The organism is Candidatus Woesearchaeota archaeon, assembly GCA_003695435.1.
Classification (GTDB): domain Archaea; phylum Nanobdellota; class Nanobdellia; order Woesearchaeales; family UBA11576; genus J101.
This window is the reverse complement of sequence record RFJL01000041.1, coordinates 1-10,359: the sequence shown is the minus strand read 5'-3', so window position 1 is coordinate 10,359 and position 10,359 is coordinate 1. Positions and strand designations below refer to the sequence as shown.

14 protein-coding genes are annotated in these 10,359 nt (G+C 42.5%); 8 read left to right on the top strand and 6 right to left on the bottom strand.

Annotated elements, in window-relative coordinates:
• From D6774_03125 to D6774_03115, 3 genes are all read right to left on the bottom strand, one after another.
• Positions 1–161: 50S ribosomal protein L37e (locus D6774_03125; protein RME77862.1), on the bottom strand; the 161-nt coding region annotated here is incomplete at its 3' end.
• Positions 158–535, bottom strand: a complete 378-nt coding sequence (locus D6774_03120; protein RME77861.1) for a 30S ribosomal protein S8e — start codon at positions 533–535, stop codon at positions 158–160. The genes D6774_03125 and D6774_03120, both read right to left, overlap by 4 nt.
• A gap of 5 nt (positions 536–540) precedes the next feature.
• Positions 541–765, bottom strand: coding sequence for a small nuclear ribonucleoprotein (locus D6774_03115; GenBank protein ID RME77860.1), 225 nt, complete (start codon positions 763–765; stop codon positions 541–543).
• 410 nt (positions 766–1,175) lie between these two features.
• Between D6774_03115 and D6774_03110 the strand changes: the two genes are divergently transcribed.
• On the top strand, positions 1,176–3,749 hold the full coding sequence (locus D6774_03110) for a hypothetical protein (GenBank protein ID RME77859.1): 2,574 nt from the start codon (positions 1,176–1,178) through the stop codon (positions 3,747–3,749).
• A 191-nt stretch (positions 3,750–3,940) separates the two neighbouring features.
• Here D6774_03110 and D6774_03105 read toward each other — a convergent pair whose 3' ends face one another.
• Positions 3,941–5,143, bottom strand: coding sequence for a radical SAM protein (locus D6774_03105; protein ID RME77858.1), 1,203 nt, complete (start codon positions 5,141–5,143; stop codon positions 3,941–3,943).
• Positions 5,144–5,352: 209 nt separating this feature from the next.
• Here D6774_03105 and D6774_03100 point away from each other — a divergent pair, with 209 nt between their 5' ends.
• The 7 genes from D6774_03100 to D6774_03070 are packed head-to-tail and all read left to right on the top strand — an operon-like array spanning position 5,353 to position 9,306.
• A complete protein-coding gene (locus D6774_03100; protein RME77857.1) occupies positions 5,353–6,120 on the top strand; it encodes a DNA replication complex GINS family protein in 768 nt (255 codons plus the stop codon).
• Positions 6,117–6,428, top strand: coding sequence for a 50S ribosomal protein L44e (gene rpl44e, locus D6774_03095; protein RME77856.1), 312 nt, complete (start codon positions 6,117–6,119; stop codon positions 6,426–6,428). The genes D6774_03100 and rpl44e overlap by 4 nt, the downstream gene beginning before the upstream one ends.
• Positions 6,429–6,430: 2 nt before the next feature.
• A complete protein-coding gene (locus D6774_03090; GenBank protein RME77855.1) occupies positions 6,431–6,601 on the top strand; it encodes a 30S ribosomal protein S27e in 171 nt (56 codons plus the stop codon).
• Positions 6,602–7,372, top strand: a complete 771-nt coding sequence (locus tag D6774_03085) for a translation initiation factor IF-2 subunit alpha (protein RME77854.1) — start codon at positions 6,602–6,604, stop codon at positions 7,370–7,372.
• Positions 7,369–7,539, top strand: coding sequence for a ribosome biogenesis protein (locus D6774_03080; GenBank protein RME77853.1), 171 nt, complete (start codon positions 7,369–7,371; stop codon positions 7,537–7,539). Before D6774_03085 ends, D6774_03080 begins: the two co-directional genes overlap by 4 nt.
• Entirely contained in the window at positions 7,533–8,315 is a 783-nt protein-coding gene (locus tag D6774_03075) for a hypothetical protein (GenBank protein RME77852.1), read from the top strand. The genes D6774_03080 and D6774_03075 overlap by 7 nt, the downstream gene beginning before the upstream one ends.
• Before the next feature lie 58 nt (positions 8,316–8,373).
• Positions 8,374–9,306, top strand: a complete 933-nt coding sequence (locus tag D6774_03070) for a hypothetical protein (protein ID RME77851.1) — start codon at positions 8,374–8,376, stop codon at positions 9,304–9,306.
• Here the strand turns inward: D6774_03070 and D6774_03065 are convergent.
• Positions 9,303–9,587 carry a metal-sulfur cluster assembly factor gene (locus tag D6774_03065; protein ID RME77850.1) on the bottom strand — a complete coding sequence of 95 codons (285 nt, stop codon included), beginning with the start codon at positions 9,585–9,587 and terminating at the stop codon, positions 9,303–9,305. The two genes, D6774_03070 and D6774_03065, sit on opposite strands and share 4 nt — an antisense overlap.
• A gap of 4 nt (positions 9,588–9,591) precedes the next feature.
• A complete protein-coding gene (sufC, locus tag D6774_03060) occupies positions 9,592–10,323 on the bottom strand; it encodes a Fe-S cluster assembly ATPase SufC (protein RME77849.1) in 732 nt (243 codons plus the stop codon).
• Between the last annotated feature and the right edge of the window lie 36 nt (positions 10,324–10,359).

Sequence of the window (10,359 nt, the reverse complement as noted above, 5' to 3'; positions counted from 1 at the left end):
TTCTTCTGCCAAGAGTAACTTCTCATCTTGGCTGAAGCACCATAACCACATTTAGCACATTTTTTGTGGGATGCGTGATAGGTATGACCTCCACATCTTCTGCAAGTGATGTGGGTTTTCTTTCCTGAGTGTTTTCCTTGTGCTGCTGTTCCTTTACTCATTGTAGTTTAGCGTTTACACAACCATCTTGTCCAGGTCGTGAAGTTACAACTGCAACTCCTTTTTCTGTTTCAATGATTGCGCCTTTAGTAATGATGTTTCGTCTTGCGAAGAAGCGATTAGCAGGGTTTTCTACAACTTTTACTATCTTCGCTTTGATTGTTTTTTTCGCTTTAGGATCGTAAACGTTTGCAAACTCGGTGCGTAGAAGTTTGGTCTTGGTGTTACCGCCGAGAACGCGTTCAATGTTCTTACGAAATTTCCCGATGGTGGTGTTAACAGGTCGCCCACCAAGTTCGTATTGTTTGACTTTTCGTTTCTGGTTGTACTTACCGCCTGAAACTTTTCTTCGTGATCTTTTTTGTGAGATTGCCATTGTTCTTATTCTGTTGGTGAGATGAGCACAACAGTGTCTCCTCGAATGAAGACGGTACCAAGGTTGCGCGTTGTATCATTTCTTGTTTCTTGTGCGTCTTTGAGCACAGTGTTGACATGAATATCAAATGCTTCGAGGATACCTGAGAGGTGAGCTCCGTTTTTGAGCTCTACCATTACTCGCTTACCGCGTGCATTGTTAAGTGCGTCAAGAGGTCTTGAGTTTTCCATAGGTTTGTGTGTGGAGCCGACCCCTTTTTAAAGGTTGCGTTAAGGGGTGTTTTCGCAGGACGCGTAAAGTAGTGTAATCATTCCTTGTCGTGCTATTTTCTTTATAAACGAAGGGACTTTTTTTCTTTTAGCTACTCTGGGGTGGTGCGACCCAGAAGTCCTTGATTTTAAGGCTTTCAGACGCTATACGTGTTTTGTTGCTACGAACAAAGGCAAATCATACACAACTTTTATAAACCCTTTTCGTTGTTTGCAACCCTACAAGAGACTACCATTATCGACGACGACAACGACAATCAAGCGATAACACCAAACACAACAATGACAACTTCGGCTTTCACAAAGCCCTCAAAAACAAGTGAAAACAAAAAAATAAAACTACCCGTTTAGACGGGAGGTGTTTAGATAAGATGAAAAGTCTAAGAAAAGCAATGAAAAAAATCTCCGCTCTAGGAATCGGAGCTTCCATGGTAGGAGCAACCATCCTTGGTGCAACTGCTCAAGCATACGATCTAGGAGACTACCCACAACCATTCGTTCAGGATGGAAAGTTCAACGGACTACTCGTAGTGGGAGACGACGCTGCACCAGCAGATATCATCGGAATTACTGATATTGCAATTGCACTTCAGTTCTCCTCAACAACCACAGAAGTGGTAAACGTTGGAGGAACAGCAGGCGTATCAGTTCAAGGTGATGCAGTAGAAATCTCCTCATCATCAGATCTTCTCGAAATCAACGAGAACATCGGAGATGTGCGTGAAACTGTCACAGGAGATGATCTCGAAGCGCTTGCTTCAGGAACTGTTTCAACTGACAGAGGAACCACTGACTACAACCAATACATCCGTTTCAAGGAAGGCTCATCCATCGACGCAGGAGCTGTTCAATACACGGTAACTGACAATGACGAAGTAGGAGACTTCCTCCTCTTCCAAGATGGAGATGTCATGTTCGAATACGAACTTGAATTCGAAGAAGGCCTCGAATCAGATGTAACTTCAGACAACGTTCTCGAAGACCTCGAAGATGAAACACTCAACATCCTCGGACAACAATACGCAGTTGTTCAGGCAAAGAGTATCAACTCCGACCAAGGTGTAGAACTCACCCTTCTTGGAGGAGATGTTACCGACACCCTTGAAGAAGGACAAACCAAAACCTACACCATTGATGGCGTTGACTACGAAGTTACTGCAGTGATCATCGCAGACTCAGGAAACGCAGGTAAAGACTACGTTAAATTGAAAGTCAATGGTGAAATCACCGATAAACTTGCTGAAGGAGACACTGATAAACTCTCTGATGGTACTGAAATCGGTATTCGAGACGTTCTTGCTAACGAAGCTGGTGAAACAGCAGGCGGCGACATCGTAGAATTCTACCTTGGAGCAAGCAAACTCATCCTCAAAGACAACGTGCTCTCCAGCGGATTTGATGGAAGCTTAGAAGCAAGTGACGAGAACATCGAAGCAGTTGATGTAGAAATTTCCGGAAACTTCGGAACCAACAACGATACCATTACCATCTCCAGTATCAGCTTCAGAGTAGCAGCAGATAGTGCAGACGGCGATGATATCTACATCCCTGCAGGAGAATCTCTTAGAGGATTCCTCGATGAACCAGAAGCACTTCTCTCAGACACCTTCGATATCAGATACGAAGGTCTTGCAGACACAGGCGTTTCTGTTGTAAAACTCAACCCACAAGGAGATGACGAATACAGACTCGTCTTCGAAAACATTGCTGGAGCAATGTACAATGTAAGACTTGCTGAGTTAAGCGGATCAAACATCGTTGTTGGAGACGCTAAAACAGGAGATAACGAAGTTCTCCACTGGGTAGAGTCCCCTGCAGCATCACCGCTCAACTGGACCATCGATGAAGACGATTCATTCGTTCTCGCATCAAAGAACGCACAGGATGAAAACACTTTCTCCTACGTGTACACCTTTGATAGCATCGATACGGATTCAAAACTTGTTACCTTCAGCGATGAAGCAACAGGTTCAAACAAAGAAGTCACCTACGATCCATCAACCTACAAAGGTGAGTTGATCGTTGGCGGTAAAACATTCGACTTCTACGTAAACGAATCCACTGCAAACAGCAGAGCGGGTCTTGCAATTGACCTCAACGCAGATAACGACTTCGCAGGAGATGCAGTAAACATCACCACCAAAGGCGGAATGATTATCGGACTCCCAGCAAGTGAATCTGGAAGCGAAACTGCATCATCTCTTGACATCGTCTTCAAGACGCTTGCAACGGAATTTGATGGCGCAGGTCCTGTTAACAAAACAGGAAGCGAAGTTTCCGTTGATGAAGAGTGGAACGCAACTATCGTTATTGCGTCTGGAGGAAACGAACTCGATGCATCTGTGTTGCCTAACAACAAAAACCAGTTCTTCGAGTTCAACAGCCACGAAGAAGATGACAACCTTGAAACAGGTATGACTCCATACGGAGCTCTCGTCAGCGTTGTTGATGATACTAATGACGCAGCGAAAATCGAAATCGAGTACCCTGTTTCAGGTCAGAGAGGAGCTCAAGTCTTCGTTACTGCTGGAACCGTTTCCACAACCGCAGCTGGTGGAGCTGGAACTGTTACCATTGAGAAGCCAAACAGAATTGATGTAGGTGCTGCTCTACTTGCAAGTCAAGTATCAAGCACTGATGCAAACATCATCTCCGTTGGTGGACCATGTGTAAACGCTATCTCCGCACAGATTATGGGTCTTTCATACCCTGCTTGTGGTGACGCATCAGGTCTTGGACCAAACGAAGCTATGATTAAGCTCTACGAGTCAGGTGACAACGTTGCAATCGTTGTTGCTGGATACGACGCAGAAGATACAACTGCTGCAACCCGTGTCCTTGCTGACTACGAGGCTTACCAAGCTTCAGGCGAACTTGCTGGTAAGGAAGTTAGACTTTCCGTTACCAACCCAAGTAGCTTTACCGTTACACCTGTTAACGGATAAGTTTGGTCTAAACGCGGTTTAGAAATGAAGGTCTTAACCGACCTTCAACCTTAATCTTTTCCTTTTTTCTTCTTCTTATCCTGCTCATTAAGACCATTTTTTTTGCTTATGCAAAAATGGTGAGGGTACTGTGCATCCGCATATTTTTCACGAAGTGAACAATGTTTGTTTTAGAAAAAGACTGTTGTCCTCTAAAGAGGAATTGCTGTGAATAGGTTATTCTTTGCTTTGATGATTTTTACTTTGAGCGTTCCTGATTCTTGTGTGCAGTTTCTAATCGTGATGCAACGATCTCCTGCTTTTCCTATTTTCTCATGTGCGTAACGTCCAGGAAGAACAATTTCTGCCCTTACCACATCGTTTTTCTTAAACTGCATGGGGAGCTCCTTTGTTGGTATCAACTCATAATCAAAAGAGGTGAGGTTCACCTCGTACTTTTCTTCCAAGCGCTTTAAGAATTCAAAGAATTTCTCCATTGAAACACCTTTTACAGGGTTTCTTCCACCTTTATAGGGGAGAAAGTTCTGAATACCAATGGTGACGTTAAGATGTTTTGCCCAAGCAACAACATCTTCAATGGATTGCTCATTAACTCCTGGTAAGTACACTGGACCGATAAAGGTTTCAATACGCTCGGAGCAATATTCAACCATGTTCATGACGTGTTTAACGTCATACTGTCCCCATCCTGCTGCTTTTTTTCCTTCAAGCTCATCCGTTGCGGAAATAGAGATGTTAATACGATTAAGTCCTGCCTTGATTAGCTCGTCAATTTTTTCCTGTGTGAGTAATTGTGCGTTGGTGATCATGGTTACGACACGTACTTGTGGAAGTGTGCGCAACCCCTTAACTAAGTAGACTAAATCAGCGTAAAGCGTTGGATCTCCATGCGGATTCAAGTAAATATCAACACCGTTATGTTCTTTGAATTCAAGGAGTTTACGTGTTTCTTCAATTAAGTAATCTGCTTCAACCACGATATCGGTGGTTTTCTTTGAGGATATTCCTTCATCAACGGAACAGAAGATACAGTTAATATTGCAGCCTGTAAGCGGTTTTATTTCAAGCATATCCGTACCCCTATCTACTATGCCAAAGGCAATACAGCCCATCAGAGGGATGCCCGATTCTGAGTGGACGTAGGAGACAGGTTTTTTAGTGGCAGTTGAGTAGAGGTTGCGCAAAGCGTGGTCGAGAATGCGAAAAAACTTGTTTTCGGCTTTTTTTTCAGAAATGCCTTCAAAGACAAGATCTCCTTCTTCAACGTGAACGGGTGCTATTGCTTCAAGAGTGGAGCGTGGAATATCATGTATGAAGTGCTCAAGCAGGGTGAGGCGAATGCTGTCTTCTTGTTCGGCGAAGGTGATGTTGTGGTATCCTAGTTTTGCTCGCATAGTTGATTATTCTTTCCTTTTCCTTAATAAAACAAAGGGTTACACTACCAAATTTATTTAAAGCATTCTTATAGACACTTCTTCAAAGGAGATATAAGCTAGCAGGTTTTGGAAGTGCAGAAGAACTACGTATACAGATCTTAAAAGCGCTGCTAGGACGCGCAACAAGAATGCGCAAACATGTAGAATGAAAAACTCCTGGGGGAACCATGTCAGAAGTTGTAATTACCTATGAAAAACTCTTTGAAATCTTACGACTAGAAAAACAAAGAGAAGAATTACAACCCCTTGACAAACAATTCTACGCACACGTTCTTCACTACATTAATCAGAAAAAAGAAGTGTTTGACCAAGCAGTTGATGAATCCAACATCTTCGTAGGGGGCGAACGAGAGAAAAATCGCATACTCTTAGAAAACATAAAACGCATTCTCAAAGAATTATATGATCGGCGCGAGAAAAAAATCATTGATATGGCCATCAACGAATCACGTACGGGGGCAAAGCTTGCAAACACGGAAAACATGCTTGACTCCGAAAAAGAACTTTACGAGAGTATCACAACACAATTGGCACTTAAACGAAAAGAAGTTCTCTGGAGGCTTCTTAATGGAATGCTTCCAATTGGAACGCAAGAACTCTCAGAAGAACAAAAACAACGCTCAGAAACCCGAAAAAACACCGAGGATGAAGAACTTCTTGAAGAGACGACTACGTCTTCTCAAGAGAGCAATACGACCTCTCAGGAGCCTGAAATCAAGGAGAAAACCCCTCCTTTTAAACCACAAGATTTAAAAACAGATGCTATCCTTGATGAAGAAGGACTAAGGATACAACTCATTGAAGAGGTGGATCAAATCGTGGGTCCAGACCTTCAAATTTACGGTCCGTTTGAAAAAAACACGGTAACTGCGGTTCCCAAAGAACTCGCAAACGCCCTCATCAAAACTGGAAAGGCAAAACGAGCAGAATCATGAAATTACCCAAAGTAAGGAAACGCGCATGCCCAAAGTGTAAAAAACACACTGAGCACAAAGTGGCACAAGCAAAGAAAAGAACTCCAGGTTCAGCACGTCCCATTGGACGATGGTCAAAAGCGCGTTCAGGTTTTGGAAAAGGATTTGGAAACCTTGGACGTTACGGATCAAAACCTCCCATCAACAAATTTAAAATGACTGGGAAGAAAACATCCAAAAAAGTAGACCTGCGCTACACCTGCACAGAATGTAACAAAACATTTACCCAAAGTAAAGGTTTTAGGGCAAAAAAAGTGGAGTTTATCTAAAAATGGATCCTAGCTCAAAATTTATCAAAGTTCGTTGCGCAAAATGCAAAAATGAGCAAATTGTTTTCGGAAAACCCGCAACCACAGTGAGATGCCTCGTATGCGAAAAACCACTTGCTGAATCCACTGGTGGAAAAGCCCGAATCAAAGCAAGAATTCTAGAAGTTCTCTAAATGGCACGACCAGAATTTCCCGAAGAAGGGGAACTCGTCATGTGCACAGTAACGAAAGTCTATCCTACTTCTGTTTTCGTCACTCTTGATGAATGGGGGGATCGTTCAGGAATGATTCACATCTCTGAAATCGCCCCTGGTCGCATCAGAAACATTCGTGACTACGTTGTTGAAGGCAAAAAAATCGTTTGCAAAGTTCTTCGCATTGACAAAAAAAAGGGACACATTGATCTTTCTTTCAGACGAGTATCTGATGCTCAAAGACGTGAAAAAGTTGATGAGATCAAGCAAGCTCAAAGAGCAACACAAATTATCACCTATGTAGCAGAACAATGTAAAGAAAACCCGATGGATATTGCAAAGAAAATTGCAGACTACGCGCTCAAAGAATATGATACCATCTTCAATTACTTTGAAGACATTGCTCTTGATCACGAGCTCATAAAAGAAGCAAAACTTCCTAAAAAAGTAGAAGAAACACTCCTAGAAGTAATCACAACTCGTATCAAGCCCCCCCAAGTAAGCATTTCAGCAGAAGTATCAATCAAATCCTACGCGCCAAACGGAATAGAGGTTATTAAAAAAGCGTTACAAGACACGCTTAAGGTTTCAGATCAAATTTCCATCACGTATCTTGGAGGTGGAAGATACGCGCTCAAAGTTGTTGATGAAGACTACAAATCCGCCGAAAAAGTTCTCAAGAAAGCATCGGATGTATTAACATCAGCTATTAGAGGACCTGAAGGAGAAATCGCAATCACTCGAACATGAAACACCTCTACAAACATCCTCAAACACATGAGTATACTATGAAAGAAGAAGTAGGTGGGAAGAAAACACTCTCTACATTTCCTCCAAAATACAGTCCTGAGGATCCCATGGGGGAGTACAGGCGTAGGGCTAAAAGAGAATTGTTGCAAAAAGAGGGCAAATGGTAGATTGGGAATTACGTGCACTAAAGAAAAATCTCAAGTTCACCCAACCACTTCTTATTGAGGGGCTTCCAGGGATTGGAAACGTGGGTAAGATTGCAGCAGACTTCCTCATTGATGAACTTCAGGCAAAGAAAATCTATGATGTCTTCTCTTTTGATCTTCCCAATTCTGTCTTCGTTAATGAGAAAAACCTTGTTGAGTTACCTCTCATAGAAATATACCATGCAAAAGCAAACAAGCAAGATATTCTCATTCTTACAGGAGATGTACAGCCATCAGAAGAGCGCTCTTCCTACGCGTTTACTGTGAAAATTCTTGAATGGTTCGCAGGTCTAGGAGGTGAACACATCATCACGCTTGGAGGCATTGGTTTGCAACATCTTCCAAAAAAACCCAATGTGTATTGCACAGGCGCAGAAAAAAAAGTAGTTACAGAATTTACTAAGGGTATTAAAGTGAAAAAAGACATTTATGGCGTAGTAGGTCCTATTGTGGGAGTGACGGGTCTTCTTGTAGGACTATCAAAACAGTACAAGACAAAAGGGATTTGCCTACTCGCTGAAACATACAATCACGCTGCGTACTTAGGTCTTAAATCCGCACGAGAATTACTCTACATCCTTGACAAGAAACTAAAACTCAAAATTAACTTTAAAGAACTTGACAAAGAAATTGATGAACTCAACCAAGCACTTGAACAAGCTCTTGACACGCAAGGAGTAAAATCAAAAAAAATCAAACGCTTGAAAGGCCTTTCTGAGACGAGTTACATCGGATAATCGTCACCTTTTGGAAGTCACTTAAAGTATATATACGCCTCTTCTCTTACACACACTTATGCCAGAACATATCCCTTCTCTTCAAGAGGATCTTGAGAGCTTGATCAGAACAACGCTAAGAGATGTAAGATCTCTTTCCCGAGTCATTCCTCCTGCACTTACCTCATACGGTCTTGATACGTTTAGAGGCGAGGGTAGTGTGAGACGCATTGCACGAAATGTAGATACGCAAAAACCTATAATCTACTTTGACCACGGTTATGGTGCAAACAATTTTACTCAACCAATTCTCCCCTTGCTTGCAAACAAAGGGTATGAAATCTACGCTTTTGCAAAACCATTCCTCTACGACATACGAAGACAAGCAGAGCTTAGTAGCAAGCAATTACAAAAAATAGCCCAACAGAATTCTCGCAACATCGTCATGTTGGGACACTCCATGGGAGGTATAACGCAAGCAGTTATCGCAAAAGAAATAGGTCTTCCTTCAAACGTGAAGAAAATAATCTCTTTAGCATCCCCATACTTAGGAACCCTCCTTGCCTGTTTTGGTCCTGGAAAATCAGCACGTCAAATGGAGCCAGGAAATAACCTCGCATTGAGACTTTATCAAAAAGATCTACCTCCAGGAGTTGAGCTTACCTGTTTTGTTCCTACGTATGACAATGTGGTCTCGGCAGAATCCGGTCTTGATCACCGAGCGATCAACATTCTCTTTGCACGATACAACCATCTCTCAATTATTGAATCTGAGCGCGTAGCGTTTTGGATAGATCACGTCATTCAAAAAGATCATAAACACTTTGAAAAGTATGTAACTCGCCGTTTTTTTCAACCGTCCCTTCAAAGAAGGTTGCAACGCATAGTTCCCCCTGCCCTGCGCAAAAGAGCGGGACTTGTGCGCATGTACGAAGAGTTTGATCGTCACGAATATCCTTTGATCTTAGCGACACAGTACGAACTAGAATCGGGTTTTCACCCTTACGCCTAACTTAGGCCGAGTAGTTCTCGTACTTCTTCACTTGGCTGCCAAGGAGGTGAAAACGTAATAGTAAAGTCAACCTCTTCTGCTCCTGCCGCTCGTATCTTCTGCTCAATTTCCTGCATAAGCTGAGGTCCATACGGACACATCGGAGAGGTGAAAGTCATGGTGATAAACACAGTGTTACCTTCTATCTTAATATCTCGAATGAGCTCTAAGTGCCAAATATCAAGACCTAATTCGGGATCAACAACAGTTTTTAAAATCGCTTGTACGTCTTCTTTGTTCATGGTTTTAGTTGTTTAAGATGTGGTCGTAGCCATGCTCTTCAATGTCATGTGCTAATTCTTTCCCGCCACTTTTGACGATTTTTCCATCGCGCAACACGTGCACAACATCTGGTTCAATGTGGTTGAGTATTCTTGTGTAGTGCGTGATAAGCAAAATACCAATATCTGAGCCTCGTAGTTTGTTAATACCTTCACTTACTACGCGAAGACTATCAACATCAAGTCCGCTATCGGTTTCATCAAGAATTGCAAAGGATGGTTTGAGAAGAGCCATCTGTAGAATTTCTGCACGCTTCTTCTCACCTCCTGAAAAACCTTCATTTAAGTATCTGCGTAAGAACGCGGAGTCAATACCAAGCTCTGCCATCTTCTCCTTCACTTGTTTGTGAAACTCAACAAGGTTGAGCTTTTCTTCTTGATGTGCTTGCACCGCCATGCGCAGAAAACTGGACATAGTAACGCCAGGAATTTCAACAGGTTGTTGAAAACTCATGAAAAGCCCTGCGCGTGAGCGCTCATCAGGGCTCATTGAGAGTACATCTTTTCCGTCAAGGAGAATCTCTCCTGCGGTCACTTCATAATGGGGATGGCCCATGATAACTTTTGAGAGTGTGCTCTTTCCTGAGCCGTTGGGACCCATAAGGGCGTAGACTTTTCCTTTTTCAATCGTGAATGTTACGCCTTTAAGAATTTCTTTTCCTTCTACTTGTACGTGAAGATTTTTAATTTCTAACATGGTTCTACGTTAATGCCTCCACTGCTTTATTGATTG

Coding starts and splice junctions, on each gene's coding strand:
- D6774_03120 (RME77861.1), bottom strand. CDS start 535: ATGGCAATCTCACAAAAAAGATCACGAAGAAAAGTTTCAGGCGGTAAG.
- D6774_03115 (RME77860.1), bottom strand. CDS start 765: ATGGAAAACTCAAGACCTCTTGACGCACTTAACAATGCACGCGGTAAG.
- D6774_03110 (RME77859.1), top strand. CDS start 1,176: ATGAAAAGTCTAAGAAAAGCAATGAAAAAAATCTCCGCTCTAGGAATC.
- D6774_03105 (RME77858.1), bottom strand. CDS start 5,143: ATGCGAGCAAAACTAGGATACCACAACATCACCTTCGCCGAACAAGAA.
- D6774_03100 (RME77857.1), top strand. CDS start 5,353: ATGTCAGAAGTTGTAATTACCTATGAAAAACTCTTTGAAATCTTACGA.
- rpl44e (RME77856.1), top strand. CDS start 6,117: ATGAAATTACCCAAAGTAAGGAAACGCGCATGCCCAAAGTGTAAAAAA.
- D6774_03090 (RME77855.1), top strand. CDS start 6,431: ATGGATCCTAGCTCAAAATTTATCAAAGTTCGTTGCGCAAAATGCAAA.
- D6774_03085 (RME77854.1), top strand. CDS start 6,602: ATGGCACGACCAGAATTTCCCGAAGAAGGGGAACTCGTCATGTGCACA.
- D6774_03080 (RME77853.1), top strand. CDS start 7,369: ATGAAACACCTCTACAAACATCCTCAAACACATGAGTATACTATGAAA.
- D6774_03075 (RME77852.1), top strand. CDS start 7,533: ATGGTAGATTGGGAATTACGTGCACTAAAGAAAAATCTCAAGTTCACC.
- D6774_03070 (RME77851.1), top strand. CDS start 8,374: ATGCCAGAACATATCCCTTCTCTTCAAGAGGATCTTGAGAGCTTGATC.
- D6774_03065 (RME77850.1), bottom strand. CDS start 9,587: ATGAACAAAGAAGACGTACAAGCGATTTTAAAAACTGTTGTTGATCCC.
- sufC (RME77849.1), bottom strand. CDS start 10,323: ATGTTAGAAATTAAAAATCTTCACGTACAAGTAGAAGGAAAAGAAATT.